Consider the following 26,385-nt stretch of genomic DNA (forward strand, 5'->3'; position numbering starts at 1 on the left):
AACGTCCACGAATCACCCGGCGGGGGTCAACGGGTCCCCCGCACTGATTCACACACGTCCCGTCGGGCGTTCTCCGTGTGGACACCTTTCCCGGGCGCGGGCACCACATACTGGCCGCATCGGGGGGCGAAGTGGTGTGCCCTCGACTCCTTTTACCCGCCAACACGAAGGAAGGCCGCTCGTGACCATCGCGCCACCCCGGCCCGACCCGTCGCCGCCCGGGATCCCGGCGCGGCGGGCGATCACCGAAGTCCTGTCGCGGGCCGACCGCGCGTTCCGCCGCGTCACCACCGGCGCCGGGCTGACCATGCTGGCGATCCTCGTGGTCATCGGCTTCTTCCTCGTCTACCGGTCCGGGCCGGCGTTCGACTCCAGCGGTTTCGGCTTCTTCACCACGATCCGGTTCGATCCGGCTTCGGGTGTCCTCGGCGTACTCGGCCTGCTGTACGGGACGATCGTGGTGGCGCTGATCGCGGTCCTGATCGCGGTCCCGCTGAGCGTCCTGGCCGCACTGTTCATCACGGAATACTCCAGCGGGCGGATCCGCGGCTTCCTGACCGGGCTGGTCGACCTGCTCGCCGCGATCCCGAGCCTGCTGTACGGCCTGTGGGGGTTCGCCTTCCTCGGACCGCAGATCGTGCCGGTCTCGTCGTGGCTCACCGAAAACCTCGGCTGGATCCCGGTGTTCTCGGCCAAGGAGAACGCGCTGTACATCCAGTCCATGTTCATCGCGGGCCTGGTGGTCTCGCTGATGGTCCTGCCGATCACGACCTCGGTGATCCGGGAGGTGTTCGCGCAGACACCGCCCGGGGAGAAGGAGGCGGCGCTCGCGCTGGGCAGCACGCGCTGGGGCATGGTCAAAACCGTGGTGCTGCCGTTCGGCCGCGGCGGCGTCATCGGCGGTTCGATGCTCGGGCTCGGCCGCGCGCTCGGCGAGACGATCGCCGTTTCCCTGCTGCTGCCGCAGGTTCCGGAGATCACGAAACATCTCGTCCAGTTCGGCGGCGCGACGATCTCCGGGTTCATCGCCAACAACTCCGGCGCGTCCGGGCTCGCGCTGTCCGGGCTGATGGCCGCGGGCCTGGTGCTGTTCGTGTTCACCCTGGCGACGAACTTCACCGCGTCGGTGATCATCTCCAAGAGCCGGTCCGGCGCGGGAGTGGACGCATGACCGCGACCTTGACTCCCCCGGTGACCCCGCCGCGCAAGCTCGTCAAACGCCGCCCGTCGGAGACGACCAGGCAGGACCGGCTCGCGGCGCTCGGCTGCGCGGTGTCGGCCACGCTGCTCACCTGGTTCGTCATGCATCTGCTGCTGGATTCCCCCGGCTGGCTGGCCGACCTGATCGTCGCGTACCTGCTCTACCTGGCGATGCTGTACCTGGTCACCCGCGACCGGCTGGGCAAGCTCGCCGCGTCCGACCGGCTCGTGTCCACCATCGTCGTCACCGGGGCGCTGGTCCTGCTCGCGCCGCTGCTGTCGCTGTTGATCTACATCGTCGCCGAGGGCGCGCCGTACCTGCGGCCGGGCTTCTTCACCCACGACATGTCCGCCGTCGCGCCGACCGATCCGGTGACCGACACCGGTGGTTTGCACGCCGTCGTCGGCACGCTCGAACAGACCGCGCTCACGTTGGTCCTCGTCGTCCCGCTGGGCGTGCTCACCGCGGTGTTCCTGAACGAGACACGGTCACGGTTCCGCCGTCCGGTGCGGATCATGGTCGACGCGATGAGCGGCCTTCCGTCCATTGTGGCCGGTCTGTTCGTCTACGCGGCGCTGATCATCCCCGGTATCCAGGCGGGCGTGGGATTGTTCAGCTACAACGGGATGATGGCCACCCTCGCCTTGACGATGGTGATGCTGCCGACCGTCACCCGGACCGTGGACGTCGTGCTCCGGCTCGTCCCGGACGGCCTGCGCGAGGCGTCGCTGGCGCTCGGTGCGAGCCGGGCCCGCACGGTGTGGTCGGTGGTGCTGCCGACCGCCAGGACCGGCGTCACCACCGCCGTGATCCTCGGTATCGCCCGCGTGGCGGGCGAAACGGCGCCGCTGCTGTTCACCTCGTTCGGCGCGCTGGGCATGAACGCGAACCCGTTCTCCGATCCGCAGGAGAGCATCCCGCTGTTCATCTACCGCTTCATCAAGCAGCCGCTGGAGAACGTCCAGCAGCGCGGCTACGTCGGCGCGCTCGTGCTGATCCTGCTCATCTTCGGCCTGTTCGCGATCGCCCGGGTGGTGGGCCGCGACCGGTCGAAACGCAAGTCGAAGAGAACCACCGTCAAGACACAGGAGAACCGGTGACCGACACTGAAGTGTCCTACGTGGACAGTCCGGCGCGCCCGCTGGTCGCACTGACCGGCGGGCCGCCGCCCGGCGCGGCGGAACTCGAGTGCCGCGAGATCGGTGCCTGGTTCGGTGACCGTCTGGTGCTCGAAGGGGTTTCGCTGCGGATGCCCGCCAAGGAGGTGACCGCGCTCATCGGCCCCTCCGGCTGCGGCAAGTCGACCTTCCTGCGCATCCTGAACCGGATGCACGAGCTGGTGCCGTCGGCGTCGCTGACCGGCGAGGTCCTGTTGGACGGCAAGGACATCTACGCCGACGGGACCCGTCCGCAGCAGGTCCGGCTGCGGATCGGCATGGTGTTCCAGAAACCGAACCCGTTCCCGGCGATGTCCATTCGCGACAACGTGCTGGCCGGGCTGAAACTCGCCGGCGTCAAATGCGGCGACAAGGACGCGCTCGTCGAGCAGAGCCTGGAGCGGGCCGGGCTGTGGCGCGAGGTCCGCGACCGGCTCGGTTCCCCCGGCGGCGCGCTGTCCGGCGGGCAGCAGCAGCGGCTCTGCATCGCGCGGTCGCTGGCCGTGCAGCCGAACGTGCTGCTGATGGACGAGCCCTGCTCGGCGCTCGACCCGACGTCGACCCGGCGGATCGAGCAGACCATCGCCGAGATCGGGCACGAGGTGACGGTCGTCATCGTCACGCACAACATGCAGCAGGCCCAACGGGTTTCGGATCACTGCGCGTTCTTCCTCGCGGCCGAGAACGAACCCGGCCGGGTGATCGAACACGGGCCGACGGACACCATCTTCAACGCACCTTCGGACGAACGGACCTACGACTACGTGAACGGGCGATTCGGATGATCACGAGGCTGGCCGCGGTGATGGCGTTGCTGTTCTCGGTCTCCGTGGCCACCGCCCCCGGCGCGGCGGCGCTCACCAGGATCACCGGCTCCGGCTCCAGCTACGTCGGCCCGGCGATGAACGACTGGCAGAACGGCGCGACGTCACGCGGTATCCCGGTCAACTACTCGGCCAACAACTCCCCCGCCGGGGTCAACCAGTTCGGCGACCGGACCGTCGACTTCGCCGGGACCGAAGCCGAGGTTTCCTCGCTCATCGCGGCGGGCGGCGGCGGGCTGTCCGCGCAGACCCGCGGCTACCAGTACGTCCCGGACGTCGCCGGCGCCATCGCGCTGATGTACAACGTCAACGACCAGGCCGGGAAACGCGTCGACTACCTGCACCTCAGCCGCGAGGCGATCGGCCGGATCTTCAGCCGGGACATCACCCGCTGGAGCGATCCCGCCATCACCGCGACCAACGGCGGGAAGTCCTTGCCCGATCAGCCCATCACCCTGGTCGGCCGGACCGGGCAATCGGGGACGACGGCGCTGTTCTACGACTTCATCGCGCACGCGGCACCCGATGCCTACAACCGGTTCGTCTCCCGCAACGTCGGGAACGGGATGGGGAACCTGCCCGCGGGCGTCCGCCCCATCCAGCTTCCCGGACAAGGTCCGGACGCCGAGTGGTACCGGCTGCTCGCGGATTCCGACCAGATCGCGACGGCCATGGACAACGCGACCATCCCGTTCTCCATCGGCTACGACGAATTCGCCTACGCCCAGCGGTACCAGGTACCCGCGGCCTGGGTGCAGAACGGCGCGGGCCAGTACACGCAGCCCTACGCGGAGAACATCGCGGCCGCGCTGAAGCACGCGGAACTGCGGCCGGACCTGAGCCAGAAACTGGACAAGGTCTACTCGAACACCGATCCGAAGTCGTATCCGATCTCGGCGTACTCGTACGTGATGATGCCGTGCACCAACGGCCGGGACACCTGCCGCGGCGGCTACGGCGACCAGGGCAAGACCGACACGATCACCGCCTTCCTCGAACACGTCGCCTGCGACGGCCAGATCAACATGGCCCGGATCGGCTACTCGCCGCTGCCGCCCAACCTGTCGCAGGAGATCATGAACTCCAACGCGCGGCTCACCGGGCAACCGGCGAAACAGCTGACCGCGGGCAACTGCGGCAACCCGACCTTCCACGGCAGCCTCGGCGCCGGCGCGGCCAGCCCGCCCGATCCACTGGTGACCGCCGGGATCATCGCCCCGGACGGCAAACCCAAGGCCGCCACCTCGGGCCCCAAGTCCTCCGCCGGTCCCGCCGCTGGTCCGGCCGCCGGCGACAAGACCGCGACCGCGACGGCGAACGCCGACGAGGAGTCGGCGGGCGGCGGCTCGAAGAACTGGCGGGAAGCCGCCCCGGCGTCCTACGACGAGGGCGGGTTCGGGGGCTTTGGCGGCTGGGCGGCGCTGGTGCTCTTCGTCGCGATCGTGACGCCTTTGGTGGTGCGCGGGGTGGTGAGGAAGGTGCGAGGGTCGTGAGTGGCCAGTCCCGGCCGCGCCGAGAATGCCGAGGGGCCCGTCGCCTGGGTGGCTGGCGGGCTCATCGGAGTTCAAACGTGATGCCGGGTTGGGCCTGAGGGGATCAGGGTTTCGGGTGCCGGTGTTTCGGTCGTGACCGGTCCGGTGGCGATGGACTGTGTGGATTTTGGGACGTCAGATGTCCCGAAATCCACACAGTCACCGTCTGCGGGCATGCCGAAGGGCCCGTCGCCTGGGTGACTGGCGGGCTCCTCGGCGTTCAAACGTGGTGCAGGGTGTTGCGCCTAGGTTTTCGAAGCGGATCCCTGTACTGGGGTGGGATGAACTCCGGTAACCCGTCGGCCGCCATCCGGACTTCCCAGTCACCGTGATGAATCAGCCGATGATGGAAGCCACACAGGAGAACTAGGTTCCGGAGATCGGTGGGTCCTCCGTCTGCCCAGTGCTCAATATGATGAGCGTGGCAGTTCTTGGGTTTCCGATGACACCCGGGGAAGGCACAACCACCGTCGCGGATGTTGAGTGCGCGTCGTTGGCCGGGCGTGACGAATCTTCGGAGGCGCCCCATATCCAAGGGTTCACCTGAGGCACCCATCACCACCGGCAACATCAGGCAATCACAAGCGGCGAGCCGAGCTTCCCGCGCCGTCATCGTCCCCACAAAGTCCAGGCAAGCGGTCCCGAGACCCGATTTGAGTTCCTCAAGCCCGATGGTCACGTGGACGAGGGTCCGGTAGCCGCTGGTGCCGGGCTGATCAGGGCACGCGATCGCCAGATCGAGCAACTCGGCCCACGCGTCTCCCAAGCGCTCGCACTTCATCCGCAGATCCGCCTGCCCGAACTCGTCCACCGGCCGCGGCTGCGCATGCGCCTCCAACGCCGCCGCCGTGCGAGCCCCGGTCTCATCATCGAGCAGACCTGTCAGCTTCCAGAAGCCGTCCTTACGCCGCTCTAGGGTGATTTCGCGGCGCGGTTCCTTCGGTTCGGGGTCTTTGGGTTCGTTGCCGTCAGGGTTGAGCCAGCCCAGCAGTTTCGCCTCGGCGTTAGCGAGCTGCCGAGGGCCGGCATTCGGAGCAAGCTCGGCGAGGATCTTCTCCGCACTCTCCCGATCCTCGGCCGAAATATCGGCAGGGAGCCGTTTCAAAATCTCCAGGATCTGATCGATCCGCTCATCCCCGACCAACCCCCGAGCCGCCACCGCAGCAGTCGCCGGTGCGACCGGCGGAACCTCCGTGCCATCCAAAGCCCGCGTCGGATTCAGGGCGAGCGCCCGCTTCACCACCGCACCCGCCTCACCCCGCGACAGCCCCGCCAGATCCGCGAACCAGCTCGCCGTACTGCCATGCCCATACAAGTCTTTGACGCCCCGAGACTCGATCTCCGCCAGAAACCGCCCCAGACAAGCGGTCGCCATCCGGATCACCTGCAACGACTGCTGCACACCATGAGCAAGCTCCAGCTTGCCGGCGCGCCACAGCTCCTGCGGCAACTCGGGAAGAAAGGTCTCGGACACGACTCCATAGTACCGCAATCAATCGAACACGTGTTCGTAATTTTAAGCAACAATCAAAGAGCGCATTTCCCACTGAAGGGTGATATCGACAGAACGTGTCGTAACACCGCGCGCGGAACGAGCGAGTACGTCCGGCAAGTACCACCAGAAGCGGGAGAACGCCATGTACATCCCACCCGAACCGGCGACACGTCCGGGCAAACCTCGACGATGGCCTTGGATACTCGCCGCCGCAATCGTCGTCGCAGCGCTCTCAGCGACTTTGACCTTCGTACTGCTCGGCAACGAACGCAATGGGAAGGCCGGCGCGTCGAGGTCGACCGCGTCACCTTGCCGGGACCAGGCGCTCAAGCCGCCCTGCCAAGGAGTCAACGGCTGGGTCCTGGCCGACGGCTCCTACGAGAGCACCACACGCGCGACCCCTCCCGCCTACGTGGCACCGACGACGACCAGTGCTCCGCCGCTCACTCCGGCGGATTTCACCCTCGACCTGAAAACCTATTCCAAACAATGCTTCGGCTCCGCCGGCTGCAACGTGGTCGTCGAACCCGCCTTGACCTACAAAGGCTCCGCGGAAACCCTGTCGAGCCACGGAATGTGCTCGATGACCTACGACATCACGGGCGACGAATCGGGCACGGTCACCGATACCCTCAGTTTCGTCGGAACGAGCGTGACCGCGCACCGATCCGTACTTTCGACGCCGTCCTCGAAGACCAAGGTCTCCGTCAAGATCGTCAGCGTTTCCTGCACCTGACCGGGGGCGTCCCCACGCCCCCGGCCAGCCCTTTAAGGGAAGGTCAGCACGATCTTCCCGCGTCCGTGCCCGGTCTCGATCTCCCGATGCGCCGCCGCGGCCTCGGTGAACGGATACGTCCGCCGCACGAGGAAGCGCAGTTCCCCCTTGGCGTACAACGACGCCAGCATCCCCAGCCGCTCGGCCGACCGCGTGCCGGTGACCACCCGCGCCCCCGCCTCGGGCGCACGCCCGTGCTCGACCAGCGTGAGCACGCGGTCCGGATTCCCGACCAGCTCCAGCGACAGATCGAAGGCCTCCCCGCCCGCACCGTCCAGCGCCGCGTCGATCCCGGCGGGAGCGAGCGCCCGCACCCGGTCGGCGAGGCCGTCGCCGTAGACCACCGGTTCGGCGCCGAGCGAACGGACGTAGTCCTGGTTCGCCTCACTCGCCGTCCCGATCACCTTCGCGCCGCGCAGCACGGCGAGCTGGACGGCGGCCGTGCCCACCGCGCCCGCGGCCCCGTGGATCAGCAGCGTCTCACCACGGGCGACACGCAGAGCGTCCAACGCGAGGTACGCCGTCTGCGTCCCGGCGGTGAACCCGCCCGCGACCTCCCACGGCATCTCCGCCGGCTTCGGCGTGACGTTCTCCGCGGGCACCACGATGTACTCGGCGTACGCCTGCACCGCGGTGAACCCGAGCACCTCCGCCCCCGCGACGAGGCCGGTAACCCCGGAACCGACCTCGTCGACGACCCCGGCGAACTCGTTCCCCGGGACACGCGGCCAACGCAGCTCGAACCCCGCGGGTTCCCAGCCCGCCCGCACGGCCGCGTCATACGGCTGCACCCCCGCCGCCTTCACCCGCACCCGGACCTCCCCCGCCCCGGCGTGCGGCTCCTCCAGCTCCAGCACCCGGAGCACCTCCGGGCCACCGGCTTCCGTGAACGCGGCCGCTTTCATCTCGTTCCTCCGCTCGTTCCCCAGCTGTCGGAACCCAGCCTGATACCTCCAGATAGCTGGAGGTCAAGAACTGTCGGTGTGACGTTCTAAGCTGCGCTCGTGACGAGCTACCGCATCTCCAGGGCAAGCGCTTCCGACGCAGGCAGGCTGACGGCGCTGATGCACGAATCGGCCGCCTACCAAGGGGAATACGCCTCGATCCTCGACGGCTACCAGGTCACCGAGGACTACCTCGCCACCCATCCCGCGTACGTCGCCCACGCGCAGCGGGACGTGGTCGGTTTCTACAGCCTGATCGAGTACCCGGCCGAGCTGGACCTGCTGTTCGTCGCCGATTCGGCACAGGGCACGGGCATCGGCGCGTGGCTGGTCGAGCACATGCTCGGGCAGGCCGCGAGCCTCGGCATGACCGAGGTCCGCGTCGTCTCCCATCCGCCCGCCGCCGGGTTCTACGAGCGGATGGGTGCCCGCCGCGTCGGCGTCGTACCACCCAACCCGCCGAAGATCGCCTGGGAGCGCCCGGAGCTGGTCTTCGACGTCAAGCACCCACCGCGCGGCTGAACCGTCCGATCAGTTTGCGCAGGTGGCCTGCGAATTCCGGCGAGTCGACGACCTCGAAGTCGGTGTCGAGCAGGCCCAGGTAGAGCGCCAGATACTCCAGCGTGTCCGCACCGGCTTTGAGCAGGCAGGTCCGCTCGTCGACGGCTTCGACGACGACGGCGGGTGGCACCTTCGCCGCGGCTTCGGCGGCCGGGGCGTGCAGCCGGATCGTCGCGTGGTGCCGCCACAACGCCGCGCCGACACCACGCTGGAGGTAGGCGACCACACCGCCTTCAGGTGGTTCGCGTTCCTCGAAACGGCGTCCGTTCGGCGTACGCGGCCGCACCCGGTCGACGCGAAACGTACGCCACTCCTGTTTGTCGACGTCCCAGCCGACGAGATACCACCGGCGGCTCATATGCACGACGCGGTGCGGCTCGACCTGCCTCCGGGTCTCGGATCCGTTGTGTCCCACGTAATCGAAGCGAAGGGTTTCGCGGTCGCGGCAGGCCGCGGCGATGGCGGAGAGCACTTCGGCGTCGACCGTGGGGCCACCGCCCTGCACCGCGAGGGTCGCGGAATTCAACGCCGCGACACGGTGCCGTAGCCGCGACGGCAGCACCTGCTCCAGTTTCGCCAGCGCGCGCACCGACGTCTCCTCGATGCCCGCGATCGTCCCGCCCGCGGCGGTGCGCAGGCCCATCGCCACCGCGACCGCCTCCTCATCGTCGAGGAGCAGGGGCGGCATGGCCGCGCCGGCGCCGAGGCTGTACCCACCGGAGACGCCGGGTGTCGCGTCGACCGGATAGCCCAGCCCGCGAAGGCGCTCGACGTCGTTCCGGATCGTCCTGGTCGTGACGTCGAGCCGCTCGGCCAGTTCCGGGCCCGTCCAAGTGCGCCTGGCCTGCAGCAACGACAGGAGCCGCAGCAGTCTCGCCGAAGTTTCCGCCATGAATCCCACCTTGTCCGCAATCGCGGAACGAAACTTTCCGCAATCGTTCCTAATCTAGCCCCATGACTGAGATCAAGCCCTTCCGCATCGCCATCGACCAGGCCGAACTCGACGACCTCAAGGACCGCCTGAGCCGCACCCGCTGGCCCCGCGAGGTCACCGGCGACTGGAGCCGAGGTGTTCCGGTCGCCTACCTCAAGGGATTGGCCGAGTACTGGGCCGACGGCTTCGACTGGCGCGCCCAGGAAGCGGAGCTGAACGAGTTCCCGCAGTTCACCACCGAGATCGACGGCCAGACCATCCACTTCCTGCACATCCGGTCGACCGCCCCCGACGCGCTGCCGGTGGTCCTCACGCACGGCTGGCCGAGCTCGCCGTTCGAATTCCGGCGGGTCGTCGAGGAGCTCAGTGGCGAGTTCCACCTGGTCATCCCGTCGCTGCCCGGTTACGGGTTCTCGAGCCCGGTGAACGGCCCAGGCTGGGGGAACCTGTTCCGCGTCGCGCAGGCGTGGATCACGCTGATGGACCGCCTCGGCTACGAACGTTTCGGCGTCCACGGCACCGACGCGGGTGCCGGGGTCGCGGGCATCCTGTCGATGATCGCCGCGCACCGGGTGGTCGGCGTGCACCTCACCGGGACCAGCGCGGGCATGCCGTTCGGCCCGGCCATCGACCTCGACGGACTCGACGAGAAGGACCGCGAGCGCGGTGAACGCTTCAACCGGTTCCAGTCCGACGGTCTCGGCTACCTGCACCTTCAGGCGACCCGGCCGCAGACGCTGGCCTATTCGCTGAACGACTCCCCGACCGGCCAGCTCGCGTGGATCGTGGAGAAGTTCGCCGAATGGACCGATCCGGCGAAGGAACTGCCGGACGACGCCGTCGATCGCGACCACCTGCTGACCGCGGTGAGCCTGTACTGGTTCACCGGTGCCGGCGCTTCCTCCGCGCACGCGGTGTACGAAGGCATGGAGGTCTACCGGCAGATGGCCCAAGGCGGATGGGACGACGGCGGCGAGGCGCCCGCCGGTCCGCCGCGCGGGATCGCCGTCTTCGCCGGGGACACCACGATCCGCAGTCTTCAGGACGGTCCGGTGGCACACTGGTCCGAGTACGACACCGGCGGCCACTTCCCGGCGATGGAGGTCCCCGGTCTGTTCGCCGAAGACCTCCGTTCCTTCCTGCGAAAGTGCGTCTGACGAATGGATCAGCTCAGCCCACAGGCCCTCAACCGCGCGACCCTGGCCAGGCAACTCCTGCTGGATCGCGCCGATCTGCCCGCCATGACCGCGATCGAGCGGCTGGCAGGCCTCCAGGCGCAGGCCCCCGACTCGTCCTATGTCGGACTGTGGTCACGACTTCGGGATTTCCAGGTGGACGAGCTGGCGAAACCGCTGGCAGCCCGCGAAGCCGTCCGGATGACCTTGATGCGCGGCACGGTGCACCTGGTGACGGCCGCCGACGGCCTCGCGCTGTGGCCCACCCTCAAACCGGTGGTCGAGCGCGGTTTCCTCGGCCACTACTCGCGGGAGGTCGCCGGGCTGGACCTCGCCGCGATCGCCGAAGCGGGACGGGCACTGGTCGCCGAACGGCCACGCACCCGCGCCGAGATCCGGGCCGCCCTGGCGCCCCGATGGCCCGACGCGGACCAGCCGACGCTCGGCTACGCGGTCAACAGCCTGCTCCCCCTCGCGCATGTGACCCCTCGTGGCCTGTGGGGACAGACCGGACCGGCCGCGTTCGCCCTGCTCGAAGACTGGGTCGGCGAACCGATCACGGAGGGGATCTCCCTCGACGACCTGGTGCTGCGCTATCTCGGGGCGTTCGGCCCGGCGACCGTCCGCGACGCGCAGGTCTGGTCGGGGCTCACTCGGCTGAAGGAGGTCTTCGAGCGGCTGCGGCCGCGGCTCATCACCTTCACCGACGTCGAGGGAAAGGAACTGTTCGACCTTCCCGACGCCCCGCGCCCCGACCCGGAAACCCCGGCGCCGCCCCGGTTCCTTCCCGAGTACGACAACGTCCTGCTCTCCCACGCCGACCGCGTCCGGGTGATCCCCGACGGCCGCCGCGTGCCGTTGCCACCGGGGAACGGCGGCCGCCGGGGCACGCTCCTCGTCGACGGTGAATTCCTGGCCATTTGGGCGATCAAAGGGGCGACCCTCACGATCGAATCGCGGGAACCCTTGCCAGATCAGGATTCGATCGCCGAAGAGGGCGCCCGGCTGCTGGAATTCGTAGTGCCGGATTCCGAGTACGACATCCGTTTCGGTATCGGCGGATAACGGTCCGGCCTTTTGCCGTAACGATGGGCACCGTTCGGGCGAAGCATGGGCGCAAAGAGCCTGAAGGGAGCGGGCCATGAGCAGGAACTACGGTTTCATGACGGTGCTGGCGGGCCTCAGCGCGCTCGCGGTGATCGCGGTCGCGGCGGTGTGGCGGTATCCGAACACTTCGGACGTGACGGCGGTGATCACCGCGGCGGGGACGGTGATCGGCACGGTGGTGGGCGCCTTCTTCGGTGTGAACGCGGCCTCGGCGGGACGCGTGAAGGCCGAAGAAAGCCGGGATCAGGCCACAGCGGCATTGGTCAAGGTGGCGACTCAGGCGGATGAAGGCAGCGACGTCGCCAAGGCGGCGATGGAGGGGGTGCGCTGACAGTCCTCTATGGACAATCAGTCGAGCGCTTCGAGCAGGGCGAGGTCCGGCGGGACGAGCGTCGTGGACAGCACCAGTTCTCGCAACAGGTTGTCGTTCAACGCGTTCCCGACCGGCTCGCCGACCTCTTCGCGCCGCAGCCCGAAAACGCCGCCGGCGGACAACCGCCCCCGGACGTCGATGACGACGTGCTCGACCCGGCGGGCGGTCCACGTCTCGTCCGGCCGGAGTTCGGAGAGCACCTCGGCCGTCTGCTGGCGGGACAACGGCTGCGGATTGAGGTCGTGCAGCAGGTAGCGCTGCCCGAAGACGACCAGGACCAGGCGTTCTTCCGCGCTGAGGCGCCAGCGGCGGGGCGGCACGGTGACGTCGTCGTGGCGGGTGACGGGATGCCCGCCCTCGGGACCCGCGACGTACAACTCGAGCAGGTGCTCCCGCCTGCCCGAACCGCGGACGAACAGCGGCGTGTACCCGTCCGACAGGGGAATCGGCTCCTCACCGCGGGAAAGCCAGCGGGAATTCGGCAGGCGGATGGGCAGCTGGCCGGTGTTGCTGACCCACCACTGCCCGTCAGAGAAGTTCAGCAGCCCGTGCTTGCGGCTGACCTGCAGGTCGTTCTCGCCCACACAGACGTCGACCTGCGGCCGATTACGCCCGAAAGAGATCTCGCCGCCCTCGCCGGGATCGACGGACACGCCACCCGCGAGCGTGAGCGCGAAGACCGCGCCGGGCACCGACCGGGGCACGCCGAGCGCCAGGCTCTCGTGCGTCGTCGTGAGCCGCTTCATCGTCCCTCCTCCTGATCCCCGGCATTATGCGAGATCCCGCCGGGGACGGGTCCCGGTGTCGCGTTCGTCCGTATGTTGGGGTCATGATTGACTTCTCCAAGGACACCGTCTTCAAGCTCACGCCGTGCAAGCCGAAGGACATCGCGCCGACGGTGCAGCCGATCATCATCCCCGGTGAGGAGATCATCTCGTCGTTCAAGGCGGTGCGCGACTTCGTGGTGTTCACGAACAAGCGGCTGATCGCGGTGAACGTCCAGGGTATGACGGGCCGGAAGAAGGACTTCACCTCGCTGCCCTACAACAGGATCCAGGCCTTCTCGATCGAAACCGCGGGCACCTTCGACCTCGACGCGGAACTGGACCTGTGGTTCAGCGGGCTGGGGAACGTACGCCTCGAGTTCCGGGGCTCCGACATCCGGGCGATCGGCCAACTGATCGCCACACACACGCTCTAGCCCGCTTTGTGACTGGCCGTCCGGTCGCGCCGGCCGGCCGGGTTGCGGCGGGCTCTGGGTCCCGTTGGTCGTGAGTGGCGATTCGGGTTCTAACCCTCATCGCCACTCACGCCCCACCCGCCGCCCGCTTTCTGGCCACTGCCTGCATTGCGCGTGCTTAGACGGACGACACGCGTGACTACAGGGACGACACACGTGCTCGGACGGACGACTCGCGCCGGTCGCGCTCGTGTCGTCCATCCAGTCACGCGTGTCGTCCGCCGGATCACGCGAACCCGCCGGCGCGGTACCGATGGTCGTGAGTGTTTCGGGTCGTTAGAACGACCCGAAACACTCACGAGGGCTCACATGCTGATCTGTTGGTTCCGGGGTTTCGCCGACATCGTGATGCTCGCCGATTTCCGCTGCTGACCTGCGCGGACAGGGCTGGACACTTCTCGCGTGTTCTCGCCCCTACCCGACGTCTGACGGCCTGGAGACGGCCTGGCCACTCTCACCTCATCTCCCCGATACGAAGCCATCCACGCGGCCGTCGCGTCGGGTCAAGGCACGCTTTCCCGCCTTGACGCGGCGTGACGGGCCGTTGTGACGATCTGGCATCGGGGCGATGGCTCCGCGTAACAGCCGTTGGTCCGTCTGCGACATCGGTGGCACGAATGTCTCAGTGAGGAGGCCGACGTGCTCATTGGCGTACCTGCGCGCCGCTCGCGGCGGCTGCACCTGTCCACGGCTTCAGCGGGCGCGCCGCCCCGCCGGTGGGCGGAGCGGAGCGGCAGCCCGCCGCGTCGGGCAAGGTGCGCCCGCAGGCGAGACGCGGACGCAAGGTGACCAGCGCGCCGCCGATGGCGGCGCGCCTTGATCCCATAGAGCCAAGTTCGGCAGGACACTCGACTGGCGTCATCGAGATCTGATTGCCAGCGAGCCGCACCAAGCAAGCCTAGTTACATACCGGTTATTCAAACACGACAGGGCACTAATAAATTGCAAAACACAGAGAAGCAGATGGAACTAACAGGCGATATTGACTTCGAAGACAACGCCGCAGAGATAGAGGACCGACAGAGTTCTCCGCCAGAGTACGAGATTGCCACCTACCCAGCGGACTTCACACTCGAGGTTCTTGAAACCAAGTGGAAGTCAAAAGAATTGGTCATCCCAAAGTTCCAACGCCAGTTCGTCTGGTCCCAGGTGCAAGCCAGCAAGCTAATCGAGTCCTTTCTCGTCGGCCTCCCCGTCCCGTCAATCTTTCTCTACACGGAGAGGAAGAGCGAGAAGCTTCTCGTTGTAGATGGGCAACAGCGTCTCCGAACCGCTTTCTACTATTTCGAGGGCTACTTTGGCGAAGAAAAGAACGGAAACCGGCCAACTTTTCGCCTTAAAGGATTAAGCGAAAGCTCACCATTTTACGGCAAGAGCTACGAGGATCTTCTCGCACAAAATGAGGCCGCCGCACGGAAGCTACGAAACAGCGTATTACGCGCATTTATTATTCGCCAGCTGGACCCAGCCGACGATACAAGCATCTTTCACATATTCGAGCGCCTTAACACGGGCGGCACACTCTTGCATAATCAAGAGGTCAGGAATGCGGTTTGCTCGGGAACATTCAACGAGCTTCTACATGACCTCAACGCCCTACCGGCATGGAGAAAGATCCTGGGTAAACCTATTCTTGACAGTCGCATGCGAGACGTCGAACTGGTCTTAAGGTTCTTTGCCCTACGTCACGCATTAGATAGCTACCAGAAGCCAATGAAAGACTTCATGTCGCGATACATGCGAACACACGAGAAGGATGACAGAGCATACATATCCTCGTTCCGCAAAGAATTCACGGACACCTGCACAGCCGTACTTGACAAGCTTGGCGAGAAGCCCTTCCACATCTACGCTGGATTTAATTCTTCAGTTTATGACAGCGTCTTTTGCGCTTTCTCAAGGAATCTTTCTAACATTCCTGAAGACATCGCAGGCAGATACGAAAAAATGGCAAATTCTTCCACGTTCGAAGCGTTGGTTCGAGGTGGAACCACAGACGCCGAACAGGTTCGCGAAAGAGTTCGTCACGTAAACAAGGTTCTATTTAGATGAAGATACCTAGGGTTGACACCACTTTCGCAGATTGCGGAGATCATCTCGAAGAGGCGCGAGCGCATGGCACAGAGATTGAAGCAATACTTACGCGTTACGTGTGCGCCGTGATCTATGGAGCATTTGAACGGGAGCTCCGGAAAATAGTTAAGGCCCGCGGAGAAGGTGACGGATCCGATCGACAGCTCAACAATTTTGTTGAATTCGCAGCCACAAGACTAATTCGCTCGATTAAGATCAGTGAGATAGCCGGTATTGCTGGACATTTTAGCGCTGACTGCAAGAAAGCTTTCCAGGCGAACCTGGACCACGAAGCAGCTGCGGCCTGGGATGTACTAATCAACAATAGACACGATGTAGCACACGACAATACCAGCGCCTCCGGCGAGACCGTCAGCACTATTACATTTGACGAAGCCAAGACTCTGTACAGCAAAGCCTTGACAGTGCTCGACACCTTCTCCGATTCAATCAAGAAGCCATAGCGACAAAGTTCACCGACAGCCCAGGGATCCAACTCTAGCTAAAGTAGACGTCATCTTTTCCGAAGTTTAATGCGTGCCCGATTCGCAAGCGAATAGAAGGGTGAATATTTAGCTCATCTACGACATGGGATCCAACCCAGCAAACCTCCTTACTCTCATTGCTCGTACGCAATTCTCCAGCTTTAAGCTTAGCTCTGAAGCAGATCGAGAACTCTTGGCGAACCTCGCCATCGTCGTACGCGATGACGTGGTTGGGGTTCGAGTACAGCCCAATAACCCCGGTCACCTCGCACTCGATGCCGGTCTCTTCGCGCACCTCCCGCACGGCCGCCTGAGCCAGGGTCTCGCCAAGTTCGAGTTGCCCACCAGGGATCGAGTACAGGTCGTTGTCAGTACGCCGGATCATGAGGATGCGGCCTTCGTCGTCCTGGATGAACGCGGACACCGCGACCGCGATGCTGTTGGCCTTAGGGGCGTTCGGGTCGTTGTAGTAGTCGACGCGTGCCATGTGTGGCCTCCTAGAAGGTGGCGGGCTTGGCGAGGTTCCAGACGGCTTCGAAGCTTTCCGAGTAGGTCTCGAAGAGGTCCCCGGCGGATAGCCGGCCAAAACCCGCGCCGCCCGGATGCGGGAGCCCCTGGCGTCGGACGTGGTGAAGGCGACGGCGGAGAAGCACGGCGTCTGTGTCCGGCCATTCACGATGGAGGTTGGCGACACCGAGAACGGAGAACTCCGGTACGTCCCTGTCCCGTGTGGCTCGACGGTGGAATCGGTGTGCCTGCCGTGTGCTCGGAAAGCCAAGGCGCTGCGACAGGTCCAGTGCCGCGAGGGTTGGCACATGACCGAAGAACCCGACTTCACCGCACAGCCACCGACTGAGACTCAGACGGAGCTGTTGGCATTCCGCGCTGACCTCGTCGCCGCCTACCGGCAAGAGACGGACCAGGCGGAGGCCGACGAGCTGAGGGAGGAGATCCAGGGCGTCGACGACGAACTTCGGCAACTCGGGATGCGGGGCCGTCTCCCCTCGATCGACCTGCCCACGAAGAAGGCGGTGAAGCGGTCGACGAAGCGGCGGCAGGACGCGCCGAACCTGCCTCGACGGAAAGTCGCCAAGACCACGGTTGGTCGGGAGTACGCGGGACGGTCCCGGCCGTCGATGTTCGTCACGCTCACCTGTGACACCTACGGCCCGGTCCGCTCCGACGGTGCACCGGTCGACCCGGCGACGTATGACTACCGGCGGGCGGCTCGGGACGCGGTGCACTTCTCCGCCTTGGTGGACCGGTGGTGGCAGAACCTGCGGCGGGTCGTCGGCTGGGACGCGCAGTACTTCGCCACCGTCGAACCCCAACGGCGGGCCGCGCCCCACCTCCACGCGGCCATCCGGGGATCGGTCCCGCACGACGTCATCCGGCAGGTCACCGAAGCGACCTATCACCAGGTCTGGTGGCCTGCGCACGACCAAGTGGTCTACGTCGACCGGATGCCCCTGTGGGACGGCGACCGCAGGGTGTTCGTCGACCCGGATACCCGCGAGCCGCTGACCGAGTGGGACGACGCGGTGGAGGCCGTGGAAGCCCCGGCACATGTGGTGACCTTCGGCCGTCAGGTGCACTCGAAAGGCATCCTCGGCGGCTCCGAAGAAGCGGGACGACACATCGGCTATCTGACCAAGTACCTCACCAAATCCACGGGTGAGGTGGTCGAAGCCGACACCACGCGACAGAAGGATCACCACGACCGGTTGCACGCTGAGCTGTCGGTAACGCCGTGCTCGCCTCGGTGCGCGGTGTGGCTGCTGTACGGGATCAATCCCAAGGGCGCCAACGGAAAGACCACTCCGGGGCACTGCAAAGGAAGGGCGCACCGGCGAACCACGCTCGGGCTTCCCGGTCGTCGGGTGCTGGTCTCGCGGAAGTGGTCCGGGAAGACGCTCGTCGACCACAAGGCCGATCGGAAAGCCTTCGTGATCGAAGCGCTGGCGGCGGTCGGGATCGAAAAACCAGCACCCGACCCGGCCCGACTCGTCTGGCGCAAAGTCGACTCCGGCGACCCGTCTGTGCCGCCTCGGGACCACCTGGTGATGCACGCGATCTCGGAACGGATCACGTGGAAAGCCGAGTACGACAAGGCACTACTAGCCGCGCAGAGCCCGCCAGATCTTTCGGCAACTCCGCTCGCGGCTTAAGGGGGAAAGCATGGACAGCATCGATCCACTGTGGTCAGTCGAAGACGTTGCGGACTACCTCCGCGTGCCAGTGAAGACGCTCTACCAATGGAAATGGCTCGGAGAGGGACCGCCGGTACGGAAGATCGGCCGTCACCTCCGCTATGACCCGACCAAGGTTCGGGCCTGGGTTGCTGAGGAGGCCGCCTGATGGGACACATCCAAGATCGCTGGTACAAACCCGCCAAGGACGCCAAGGGGAACCTGCGGCTCAACGCTCGCGGAAAACCCGTTCTGGAGAAGACCGAGCTGTACGGCGTCGGGATGCGGTACAAGGTCCGCTACCTCGACCCGGACGGTAGCGAGCGGTCGAAGTCCTTTCCGGACAAGCAAAAGAAGCGTGCCGAAGACTTCCTCATCGAGATGGAGTCGGACAAGCGCGAGGGCAAGTACATCGACCCTCGTGCGGGCCTGGTGCTGTTCGAGGTCGTAGCGCAAAGCTGGCTGGACTCACAGACGGTCGACTACACCAGTCGGGAGCGCTTCGCGACGCGCGTCAACGTCCACCTACTTCCGTACTTCGGCAAGAAGGCTGTCGGGTCGATCCGGCCGAGTCACATCCAGACGTGGCTACGGAAGCTCCAGGACGACGAAGCCTCGGAGACGTCGCGGGCGCTCTACTTCGGGCACCTGGTGTCGATCCTGAACTTCGCGATAGCGGACAAGAAGATCTCGGAGAATCCGGCGCTGTCCAAGGTGATCTCGCGTCCGAGAGCGAGCCGGAATCAGGTCGTGCCCTGGTCCCGCGAACGGGCTCGGGCGGTGCGGGACAACCTCCCGAGGCGGTACAAGCCCGCTGTCGATGTCCCAGCCGGTCTGGGCCTGCGGAAGGGTGAGCTGTTCGGGTTCTCGCTCGATGACGTCGACCGGAGCAAGGATCTGGCGTACATCACCCGACAGGTGCGAGTGGTCGCCGGGCAACCGGTGTTCGCTCCGCCCAAGGGCGGCAAGTCGCGTGAGGTGCCGATCGGGCGGAAGCTGCTCGGTCTTCTCGACGAGTACGCCGAGGAGTTCCCGGCGACCGAAGTCACGCTCCCCTGGTCGCATCCGGGCGGCGAACCCACCACGGTCCGCCTGCTCATGGTGACCGGTTACGGGAAGGTGCTCATAGCTGAGCGCTTCCGGGTGAACTTCTGGCTGCCCGCGCTCAGGGACGCCGGAGTGGAGAAGCCGACCAGGGCGGACGGCGTGCACGCGCTGCGGCACCTCTACGCCTCGGTCCTGCTCGACGCTGGCGAGTCGATCAAGGCGCTGTCGCAGTATCTCGGTCACACCGACCCCGGCTTCACGCTCCGGGTGTACACGCATCTCCTGCCGAGTAGCCACGCCCGGACGCGGAAGGCCGTCGACGACTTCTTCGACGACACGCTCGGCGACCAGGCCGCATGACGGCCTGGCCACGGCCTGACACCTGCCCTGACCCGCGAACCCGCAGGTCAGGGCAGGTTCACGCTTACATGTTGATCATGTGTCCAGCGAGACCGTGCACGGCTTCCTTGACCGCTTCCCCCAGGGTCGGGTGAGCGTGCACGTTCCGCGAGATCTCGTGCACCGTGAGGTCCCACTGCTGCGCCAAAGTCAGTTCCGGCAGCAGTTCGGTCACCTCCGGGCCGATCAGGTGCGCGCCCAAAAGCTCGCCGTGCGTAGCGTCGCTCAGGATCTTCACGAAGCCGACGGCCTCGCCGAGGCCGTGCGCCTTTCCGTTGGCGGTGAAGGGGAACTTCGCCACCTGGACGTCGAAGCCCTTCTCGCGGGCCTGTTCTTCGGTCCAGCCGAAGCTGGCGATCTGCGGCTGGCAGTAGGTCGCGCGCGGGATCATGACGAAGTCGAGTTCCATGGTCTCGGCGCCCGCGATGGTTTCGGCGGCGACGACGCCCATGGATTCGGACGCGTGCGCGAGCATCAGTTTCGCGGTGACGTCGCCGATCGCGAAGATGTGCGGGACGTTGGTGCGGCCGCGCGAGTCGATGGCGATGGCGCCGCGGTCGGTCAGTTCCACGCCGGTCTTGTCCAGGCCGTATCCCTCGACGCGCGGCTGGAAACCGATGGCCTGCAACACCTTGTCCGCTTCCAGGACACGCTGCTCGCCGTTCTTCGACACGGTCACGCGCACGTTGGAGCCGGTGTCGTCGATGGACTCGACCTTCGTCGAGGTCAGCACCTCGATGCCGAGCTTCCGGTAGCGGCGCGCGAGTTCCGCGGAGACCTCGGCGTCCTCGAGCGGGACCATCCGGTCGAGGTATTCGACGATGGTCACCTTCACGCCGTAGTTGTGCAGCACGTAGGCGAATTCGACGCCGATCGCGCCCGCGCCGGCGATGACGATGCTCTCCGGCAGCTCGTTTTCCATGATCTGCTGTTCGTAGGTGACCACGCGGTCGCTGCGCGTGGTGCCCGGCAGCAGGCGCGCGGTCGCGCCGGTGGCGATCACGCAGTTGTCGAAGGTGATCCGCTCGCCGTTGACCTCGATGGTGTTGGCGTCGAGGAAGGTGCCGTGCCCGTCGTATTCGGTGATCTTGTTCTTCTTCATCAGGAAGTGCACGCCCTTGACGCGCCCGTCCGCGACCTTGCGGCTGCGGTCGAAGGCGGCCTGATAGTCGAAGCTGACCTTCCCCTCGACCTGGATCCCGAAGGACTTCGCCTCTTTGGTCACGATGTGCGCGAGTTCGGCGTTGCGCAGCAGTGCCTTCGACGGGATGCAGCCGACGTTGAGGCAGACACCGCCCCAGTACTTCTCCTCCACGACCGCCGCGCTCAGCCCCAGCTGCGACGCCCGGATCGCCGCCACGTAACCGCCGACCCCGGCCCCCAGGACAACGACGTCATAGTGTGCACTCATACCTCGAAACCTACCCCTCACCGGGACGGTCCGAAGGGTGAGACTGCCTACTCAGGACGCGAGCCGCGGATCTCGATCAGCAGCTCGGTCACCGCGGTCATGATCCGCTTGGTCGCCTCCTCCAGCACCTCACGAGACGGCGCAGGCGTCATGAGGTCCGAGAGGTCCACCGGCGGACCGGCGACCAGGTTCACCGTCTTGCGCGGGAAGGCGCGCGGGAGCACGGCGTCCGACGGCAGCAGGTGGTGCGTGCCCCAGTTCGCCAGCGGGATCACCGGGACACCGGTCTCCAGCGCGATCCGCGCGATGCCGGTCTTGCCGCGCATCGGCCACCCGTCCGGGTGATCCGTGAAGGTGGCTTCCGGGAAGATGACGACGCATTCACCCTCACGGACGGCGCTGACGGCGTCGCGGTACGCGTCCGACGCCGTGGCGGCCCCGCGGTAGACCGGGATGTGCTTGCCGGATCGCATCACCGAGCCGATGACGGGCGCGTCCCACAGGCTCGCCTTCGCCAGGTAGCGCGGCACGCGTCCATGAGCCAGGCAGTACGCCGTCACCGTCGTCGGGTCGGCGAACGAGAGGTGGTTCGACGCCACCAGGAAGCCGCCCGACGACGGCAGGTGCTCACCGCCGCGTACCCGGAACCGGGTGAACAGCACGAGGAACGGCCACACGACGTTGATCGCGAAGGCGAACCAGGCGCCCCGGCCGGCGCGGGCGAAGCGCCGGCCGAAGGCGATCATCTGGCGGAACGTCAGCAAGTCCCCCGAAGCGGGGCTCAGCGCGGTCCAGCGTTCACGGGGTCTCAGCACCATGGACGTAATTCGTAGCCGAACCCGCTCCGGTTCGGCTACGACCACGCGCGAACGCGGCGCGGATCACACGCGCTCGAGCACCACCACGGGGATCTCGCGGTCGGTCTTCTTCGCGTATTCGTTGTAATCCGGCCACACGGCGGCGAGCTTCTCCCACAGCTTCGCGCGCTCCTCGCCTTCGAGGGTCCGGGCGCGCGCGGTGAACTTGTCCGCCTTGACCTGGGCCTTGACCTCGGGGTTGGCCTGCAGGTTCTTGTACCAGCCCGGGTCCTCCGGCGCGCCGCCCTTGGAGGCCACGATCACCGGGTTGCCCTGGTCGTCGAACTGGTAGATCAGCGCGAACTTGCGGTCCTCGCCGGTCTTGCGGCCCTTGGTGGTGAGGATGAGGCAAGGTGCGCCCTTCTCCCAGTCGTGGCCCACCTCGCCGTCGGTCTCTTCGTAGCGACGGACGTGCTCGTCACCGAAAAGCATGTCTGCGTTCCTCTCGTCCTGGCGTGTACCGGCGCCCCGCCAGTCTGACGCGAATCGGTCGGTCGCGCTGATCAACTCGTGCAGGGTGCCGGGTTCGTCGAACGCGTGACCCGAGTCGCCGACCATCACCAGTTCGGCGGAAGGCAGCACCTGGCTGAGCTCCCACGCGGTGATGGCCGGGGTGACCACGTCGTAGCGTCCCTGGACCAGAACGCACGGGATGTCCCGTAGCTTCCCGGCGTCGCGGAGCAGCTGATCTTCGGCCAGCCAGCCGCCGTGCCGGAAGTAGTGGTTCTCGATCCTCGCGATCGCGAGGGCGAACGCGGGATCGCTGAACGCGTCGATCACCTCGTCGTGGGGACGCAGTTTGACCGTCTCCCCCTCCCACCGGCTCCACGCGATCGCGGCGGGGCCGTGCACGGCGGGATCCGGATGGCTCAGCAGTTCGTGATAGACCTCGATCAGGTTCTCCTGGCGGCGCGAATACGGCACCGGGGCCAGGAACCGCGACCACGCCTCGGGGAAGAGGAACGCCGCTCCCCCGCCGTAGAGCCATTGCAGTTCCTTCACCCGCAAGGTGGCCACCCCGCGGAGGACGAGTTCCGTGACGCGCTCCGGGTGGGTTTCCGCGTAGGTCAGCCCGAGCACACTCCCCCACGAACCGCCGAAGACCATCCAGTGTTCGATGTCCAGATGCTCGCGCAAGCGCTCGATGTCGGCGACCAGATGCCACGTCGTGTTGACGGAAAGGTCCGCCTCCGGGGTGGCGCAGTTCGGCGTGCTGCGCCCGCAGCCGCGCTGATCGAAAAGGACGATGCGGTACCGGTCCGGATCGAACAGTCTGCGATGTCTCGGACTCGAACCGCCCCCGGGGCCGCCGTGCAGGAAAATCACCGGCTTGCCCTCGGGATCGCCGCATTCCTCCCAATAGATCTCGTTGCCGTCACCGACGGGCAACATCCCTTGGACGTAAGGTTCGATTTCCGGATAAAGGCCGAGCATGTCCGCCACTATGCCCCAAACGCCAGCTTGGAGGATCGATGAAGGCCCGCCCCCACGTGACGCTGGAAGATGTGGCGCGCACCGCGGACGTGTCGCTCGCGACCGCGTCCCGCGTACTCAACGGCACCGCCACCGTCCGGGGGGATCTCCGCGAACGCGTGATCGCCGCGGCGGCCGAACTCTCCTATACCCCCAACGCTCACGCTCAGGCGTTGGCCGGTGGCTCACAGCCGACCGTCGGAGTGATCTGCCACGACGTCGGCGACCCGTATTTCGCCGCGATCGCCGGCGGGATCATGCGCGCGGCGAGTGAAAACGATCTTCTGGTGATGCTCGCGAGCACGTTCCGCGATCCGGCCAAGGAGGTCGCGTACGTTTCGACGCTGCGTGCCCAGCGCGCGTCGGCCATTCTGCTGATCGGTTCCGCGTTCGAGGACAAGGCGTGGGAAAAGGCGATGGCCGCCGAACTCGAGCCGTACCGGCGCGGCGGCGGGCACGTCGCCGCGGTCAGCAGGCACCGCGGGCTCAAAGTGGACACCGTCCAGCCCGACAACCGGGGCGGCGGCGCCGAACTGGCGAAGGCCCTGCTGGACTTCGGACACCGGCGTTTCGCCGTGCTCGCCGGGCCGAAGAGCCTGACTACCGTCGTCGACCGCCTCGACGGATTCGCCGCGGAACTGCTGGAGCACGGCGTCGAACTGGCCGAGGACGACGTCTTCGAGGCGGCGTTCACCCGCGACGGCGGCTACGAGGCGATGGAGAAGGTCCTCGCCCGGCCGCGTAAGCAGTGGCCGACGTGCGTGTTCGCGGTGACCGACGTGATGGCGATCGGCGCGATGTCGGCCTTGCGCGACGCCGGGGTCTCCGTGCCCGGCGAGATGTCGATCGCCGGTTTCGACGACATCCCGGTAGTGCGCGATCTCACGCCCGCGCTGACCACGGTGGCGCTGCCGCTGGAAAAGCTGGGCGAACGGGCCATGGACCTGGCGTTCAAGGCCTCCCCCGGCACCCGGCCGCGCGTGGTGAAGATGTCCGGCGAGGTCGTCCTGCGCCGCAGCACCGCCGCTCCCGCCCGCTGAAACCCTTGTGTGTGGCCTGAGGGGTGACTTAACGTGGTCCGAGAAAGCGCTTTCTCACACCCGTGCCACGGAGATCCGATGACCTTGATCGCCCTTCCCACCGCCGACGGCGGACTGGTGGAGTGGACGCCGCGAGGGGCGGAAACGCCCGCGAAACCGGCGACGCCGCCGACCTCCCGCATCGCCTACGCCGCCGCGCACGTGGTCGCCGACCCGTTCGCCCCCGCCGACCCCGAAGAAGGCGCGGTGCTGGACTGGGACACCACGCTCGCCTTCCGCGAGCACCTGTGGTCCTGCGGTCTCGGCGTCGCCGAAGCCATGGACACCGCGCAGCGCGGGATGGGCCTGGACTGGGCCACCACCAAGGACCTGATCCGCCGCACCGGGGCGCTCGCCGCCGGACGGCCGTGGGTGGCGGGCGTCGGCACCGACCAGCTCCCCGACGGCGAGGCGACCGCCGGGTCCATTGTGGACGCCTGGCGCGAGCAGCTGGACCTGGTCGGCGAGGCGGGGGCGATCCCGGTCGTGATGGCCAGCCGCGCGCTCGCCGCGTCGGCTTCCGGACCCGCGGATTACCATGCCGCGTACGGAAAACTGCTCTCCGGCGCGGACCGCCCGGTCCTGCTGCACTGGCTGGGTGAGCAGTTCGACCCGGCGCTGGCGGGCTACTGGGGCCACGGCGACGTCCGCGAGGCGGCCGAGGAACTGGGCAGGCTCTGCGCCGAGCACGCCGGCGTGATCGCCGGGGTCAAGGTTTCCGTGCTCGACGCGTCGATCGAGACCGAATTCCGCCGCGCGCTGCCCGAAGGCGTCAAGTGCTACACCGGCGACGACTTCAACTACCCGGAGCTCATCGCCGGGGACGACCAGGGCCACAGCGAAGCGCTTCTGGGCATCTTCGACGCCGTGGCGCAGGTCGCGGGCGCCGCGCTCGCCCGCCTCGACGAGGGTGACAAGGCCGGTTTCCACGGCCTGCTCGACCCGACGGTCGCCTTGAGCCGGGCCATCTTCCGTGCTCCCACCAGGAACTACAAGACCGGCGTCGTCTTCCTCGCCTACCTCAACGGGCACCAGGACCACTTCCGCATGGTCGCCGGCCGCGAGTCGGCCCGCTCCATCACGCATCTGGCCGAACTGCTGCGCCTGGCCGACGCCGCGGGCGCGCTGACCGATCCGGACCTCGCCGTCGCACGGATGCGGCCGCTGCTGGCCGCGGCGGGGGTGGCCTGATGGACCGGTTGAGCCTGAACCAGATCACCACCAAGGCGTGGTCGCTGCCGGAGGCCGTCGCGGGCTGCGCCGAGGCGGGCGTTCGCTGGATCGGCCTGTGGCGGGACAAGGTCGCCGAGACCGGCGTCGAGGAGGCCGCCCGCTTGCTCAAGGAGTACGACGTCGGCGTGTCGTCGTTGTGCCGTGGCGGTTTCTTCACCGGGGTCACCCCGGAAGGCGCCGGAGTGGACGGTGTCGCGCAGACCAGGGAGGCGATCGACGAAGCCGCCGCACTGGGGGCGGACGTCCTCGTCCTGGTCGTCGGCGGGGTGAACGGCAGTCTTAAGTCCTCCCGGCAGCGGGTGGCGGACGCGGTCGGAGCGCTGGCGCCGTACGCCGGTGAGCGCGGGGTCCGCCTCGGCCTGGAACCGTTGCACCCCATGCAGTGCGCCGAGCGTTCGGTCCTGTCCACTGTGGACGAGGCGCTGGCGATCGCGCTGGAGCATCCGGCCGATCAGGTCGGCGTGATCGTCGACGAATTCCACGTGTGGTGGGATCCGCGGATCGAGGAGTCGATCGCCGCGGCGGCGGGCCGGATCGCCGGATTCCACGTCTGCGACCAGAAGGTGCCCCTGACCGACACCCTGCTCGGCCGGGCGCTGCCCGGCGACGGCCCGATCGACCACCGGCAGCTGAAAGCGTGTGTCGAGGCCGCCGGGTACACCGGGCCGATCGAGGTCGAGGTGTTCGACGCCGACCTTTGGCGCCGCCCCGGTGGCGAGGTGCTCGCGGAGACCGTCAAGGCCTACCGCGACCACGTTTCCTGACCCGTACGGACGGAGCGCGTCGGTCGGCTGCCATGACGCTCAGCGAGAACACAGAGC

At 66.8% G+C, this 26,385-nt stretch carries 27 protein-coding genes and 1 pseudogene; 18 read left to right on the forward strand and 10 right to left on the reverse strand.

Annotation, left to right across the window (positions count from 1 at the left end):
* Positions 1-181: 181 nt before the first annotated feature.
* The 4 genes from pstC to DMC64_RS24245 are packed head-to-tail and all read left to right on the forward strand — an operon-like array spanning position 182 to position 4,675.
* Positions 182-1,171, forward strand: a complete 990-nt coding sequence (gene pstC / locus DMC64_RS24230; protein WP_125735404.1) for a phosphate ABC transporter permease subunit PstC — start codon at positions 182-184, stop codon at positions 1,169-1,171.
* Positions 1,168-2,301 carry a phosphate ABC transporter permease PstA gene (gene pstA, locus DMC64_RS24235; RefSeq protein WP_125735405.1) on the forward strand — a complete coding sequence of 378 codons (1,134 nt, stop codon included), beginning with the start codon at positions 1,168-1,170 and terminating at the stop codon, positions 2,299-2,301. The genes pstC and pstA overlap by 4 nt, the downstream gene beginning before the upstream one ends.
* Before the next feature lie 50 nt (positions 2,302-2,351).
* Complete coding sequence (locus DMC64_RS24240) at positions 2,352-3,143, forward strand: phosphate ABC transporter ATP-binding protein (RefSeq protein WP_199755099.1); 792 nt, start codon at positions 2,352-2,354, stop codon at positions 3,141-3,143.
* Entirely contained in the window at positions 3,140-4,675 is a 1,536-nt protein-coding gene (locus DMC64_RS24245; protein ID WP_199755079.1) for a substrate-binding domain-containing protein, read from the forward strand. Before DMC64_RS24240 ends, DMC64_RS24245 begins: the two co-directional genes overlap by 4 nt.
* A 259-nt stretch (positions 4,676-4,934) precedes the next feature.
* Here DMC64_RS24245 and DMC64_RS24250 read toward each other — a convergent pair whose 3' ends face one another.
* Positions 4,935-6,188 (reverse strand): HNH endonuclease signature motif containing protein, encoded by a 1,254-nt coding sequence (locus DMC64_RS24250; protein ID WP_125735407.1) that lies wholly within the window; start codon positions 6,186-6,188, stop codon positions 4,935-4,937.
* 262 nt (positions 6,189-6,450) lie between these two features.
* On the opposite strand from DMC64_RS24250, the gene DMC64_RS24255 reads away from it, so the two are divergent.
* The gene (locus DMC64_RS24255) at positions 6,451-6,945 is read left to right on the forward strand and encodes a hypothetical protein (protein WP_125735408.1); all 495 of its coding nucleotides are present in this window, start codon (positions 6,451-6,453) and stop codon (positions 6,943-6,945) included.
* A 32-nt stretch (positions 6,946-6,977) separates the two neighbouring features.
* Here the strand turns inward: DMC64_RS24255 and DMC64_RS24260 are convergent, their stop codons facing one another.
* The gene (locus tag DMC64_RS24260) at positions 6,978-7,889 is read right to left on the reverse strand and encodes an NADP-dependent oxidoreductase (RefSeq protein ID WP_125735409.1); all 912 of its coding nucleotides are present in this window, start codon (positions 7,887-7,889) and stop codon (positions 6,978-6,980) included.
* A gap of 99 nt (positions 7,890-7,988) precedes the next feature.
* On the opposite strand from DMC64_RS24260, the gene DMC64_RS24265 reads away from it, so the two are divergent.
* Entirely contained in the window at positions 7,989-8,450 is a 462-nt protein-coding gene (locus tag DMC64_RS24265; protein WP_125735410.1) for a GNAT family N-acetyltransferase, read from the forward strand.
* Here the strand turns inward: DMC64_RS24265 and DMC64_RS24270 are convergent.
* A complete protein-coding gene (locus tag DMC64_RS24270) occupies positions 8,428-9,381 on the reverse strand; it encodes a YafY family protein (protein WP_125735411.1) in 954 nt (317 codons plus the stop codon). The genes DMC64_RS24265 and DMC64_RS24270 overlap by 23 nt on opposite strands.
* A 62-nt stretch (positions 9,382-9,443) precedes the next feature.
* Here DMC64_RS24270 and DMC64_RS24275 point away from each other — a divergent pair, with 62 nt between their 5' ends.
* The 3 genes from DMC64_RS24275 to DMC64_RS24285 all read left to right on the forward strand — a co-directional run bounded on the left by DMC64_RS24275 (position 9,444) and on the right by DMC64_RS24285 (position 12,036).
* Positions 9,444-10,580 (forward strand): epoxide hydrolase family protein, encoded by a 1,137-nt coding sequence (locus tag DMC64_RS24275; protein ID WP_037346855.1) that lies wholly within the window; start codon positions 9,444-9,446, stop codon positions 10,578-10,580.
* Positions 10,581-10,583: 3 nt separating this feature from the next.
* On the forward strand, positions 10,584-11,663 hold the full coding sequence (locus tag DMC64_RS24280; RefSeq protein ID WP_125735412.1) for a winged helix DNA-binding domain-containing protein: 1,080 nt from the start codon (positions 10,584-10,586) through the stop codon (positions 11,661-11,663).
* 76 nt (positions 11,664-11,739) lie between these two features.
* Positions 11,740-12,036 (forward strand): hypothetical protein, encoded by a 297-nt coding sequence (locus DMC64_RS24285; RefSeq protein ID WP_038517587.1) that lies wholly within the window; start codon positions 11,740-11,742, stop codon positions 12,034-12,036.
* A 17-nt stretch (positions 12,037-12,053) separates the two neighbouring features.
* Here the strand turns inward: DMC64_RS24285 and DMC64_RS24290 are convergent, their stop codons facing one another.
* Complete coding sequence (locus DMC64_RS24290; protein ID WP_037346852.1) at positions 12,054-12,824, reverse strand: hypothetical protein; 771 nt, start codon at positions 12,822-12,824, stop codon at positions 12,054-12,056.
* An 83-nt stretch (positions 12,825-12,907) separates the two neighbouring features.
* Here DMC64_RS24290 and DMC64_RS24295 point away from each other — a divergent pair, with 83 nt between their 5' ends.
* Positions 12,908-13,279: a PH domain-containing protein gene (locus DMC64_RS24295; RefSeq protein WP_125735413.1), complete on the forward strand. Its 372-nt coding sequence runs from the start codon at positions 12,908-12,910 to the stop codon at positions 13,277-13,279.
* A gap of 682 nt (positions 13,280-13,961) precedes the next feature.
* Here DMC64_RS24295 and DMC64_RS24300 read toward each other — a convergent pair.
* The gene (locus tag DMC64_RS24300; RefSeq protein WP_125735414.1) at positions 13,962-14,144 is read right to left on the reverse strand and encodes a hypothetical protein; all 183 of its coding nucleotides are present in this window, start codon (positions 14,142-14,144) and stop codon (positions 13,962-13,964) included.
* Positions 14,145-14,281: 137 nt separating this feature from the next.
* Here DMC64_RS24300 and DMC64_RS24305 point away from each other — a divergent pair, with 137 nt between their 5' ends.
* Complete coding sequence (locus DMC64_RS24305) at positions 14,282-15,370, forward strand: DUF262 domain-containing protein (protein ID WP_125735415.1); 1,089 nt, start codon at positions 14,282-14,284, stop codon at positions 15,368-15,370.
* The gene (locus DMC64_RS24310) at positions 15,367-15,855 is read left to right on the forward strand and encodes a HEPN domain-containing protein (RefSeq protein WP_125735416.1); all 489 of its coding nucleotides are present in this window, start codon (positions 15,367-15,369) and stop codon (positions 15,853-15,855) included. The genes DMC64_RS24305 and DMC64_RS24310 overlap by 4 nt, the downstream gene beginning before the upstream one ends.
* Before the next feature lie 34 nt (positions 15,856-15,889).
* Here the strand turns inward: DMC64_RS24310 and DMC64_RS24315 are convergent, their stop codons facing one another.
* Positions 15,890-16,363 carry an NUDIX hydrolase gene (locus DMC64_RS24315; RefSeq protein WP_125735417.1) on the reverse strand — a complete coding sequence of 158 codons (474 nt, stop codon included), beginning with the start codon at positions 16,361-16,363 and terminating at the stop codon, positions 15,890-15,892.
* 10 nt (positions 16,364-16,373) lie between these two features.
* A pseudogene (locus DMC64_RS43295) lies at positions 16,374-16,457 on the reverse strand (XRE family transcriptional regulator); the annotation flags it as partial.
* Positions 16,458-16,478: 21 nt separating this feature from the next.
* On the opposite strand from DMC64_RS43295, the gene DMC64_RS24325 reads away from it, so the two are divergent.
* From DMC64_RS24325 to DMC64_RS24335, 3 genes are read left to right on the forward strand one after another with little or no spacing between them, the layout of a single operon-like run.
* Complete coding sequence (locus DMC64_RS24325) at positions 16,479-18,044, forward strand: replication initiator (protein WP_125735418.1); 1,566 nt, start codon at positions 16,479-16,481, stop codon at positions 18,042-18,044.
* 10 nt (positions 18,045-18,054) lie between these two features.
* Positions 18,055-18,234, forward strand: coding sequence for a helix-turn-helix domain-containing protein (locus tag DMC64_RS24330; RefSeq protein WP_007033922.1), 180 nt, complete (start codon positions 18,055-18,057; stop codon positions 18,232-18,234).
* Positions 18,234-19,472 (forward strand): site-specific integrase, encoded by a 1,239-nt coding sequence (locus DMC64_RS24335; protein ID WP_125735419.1) that lies wholly within the window; start codon positions 18,234-18,236, stop codon positions 19,470-19,472. Before DMC64_RS24330 ends, DMC64_RS24335 begins: the two co-directional genes overlap by 1 nt.
* A gap of 64 nt (positions 19,473-19,536) precedes the next feature.
* Here DMC64_RS24335 and lpdA read toward each other — a convergent pair whose 3' ends face one another.
* The 3 genes from lpdA to pip form a co-directional block, all read right to left on the reverse strand.
* Positions 19,537-20,922, reverse strand: coding sequence for a dihydrolipoyl dehydrogenase (lpdA, locus tag DMC64_RS24340; protein ID WP_037346846.1), 1,386 nt, complete (start codon positions 20,920-20,922; stop codon positions 19,537-19,539).
* Positions 20,923-20,969: 47 nt separating this feature from the next.
* Positions 20,970-21,740 (reverse strand): 1-acyl-sn-glycerol-3-phosphate acyltransferase, encoded by a 771-nt coding sequence (locus DMC64_RS24345; RefSeq protein ID WP_125735420.1) that lies wholly within the window; start codon positions 21,738-21,740, stop codon positions 20,970-20,972.
* 63 nt (positions 21,741-21,803) lie between these two features.
* The gene (gene pip, locus DMC64_RS24350) at positions 21,804-23,213 is read right to left on the reverse strand and encodes a prolyl aminopeptidase (RefSeq protein WP_125735421.1); all 1,410 of its coding nucleotides are present in this window, start codon (positions 23,211-23,213) and stop codon (positions 21,804-21,806) included.
* 38 nt (positions 23,214-23,251) lie between these two features.
* Here pip and DMC64_RS24355 point away from each other — a divergent pair, with 38 nt between their 5' ends.
* The 3 genes from DMC64_RS24355 (at position 23,252) to DMC64_RS24365 (ending at position 26,328) form a co-directional block, all read left to right on the forward strand.
* Positions 23,252-24,292, forward strand: coding sequence for a LacI family DNA-binding transcriptional regulator (locus DMC64_RS24355; RefSeq protein WP_037346841.1), 1,041 nt, complete (start codon positions 23,252-23,254; stop codon positions 24,290-24,292).
* A 78-nt stretch (positions 24,293-24,370) separates the two neighbouring features.
* Positions 24,371-25,522, forward strand: coding sequence for a dihydrodipicolinate synthase family protein (locus tag DMC64_RS24360; protein WP_199755080.1), 1,152 nt, complete (start codon positions 24,371-24,373; stop codon positions 25,520-25,522).
* A complete protein-coding gene (locus DMC64_RS24365; RefSeq protein WP_125735422.1) occupies positions 25,522-26,328 on the forward strand; it encodes a sugar phosphate isomerase/epimerase in 807 nt (268 codons plus the stop codon). The genes DMC64_RS24360 and DMC64_RS24365 overlap by 1 nt, the downstream gene beginning before the upstream one ends.
* Positions 26,329-26,385 lie beyond the last annotated feature (57 nt).

It is taken from the genome of Amycolatopsis sp. WAC 04197 (assembly GCF_003947475.1).
Lineage (GTDB): Bacteria > Actinomycetota > Actinomycetes > Mycobacteriales > Pseudonocardiaceae > Amycolatopsis > Amycolatopsis japonica.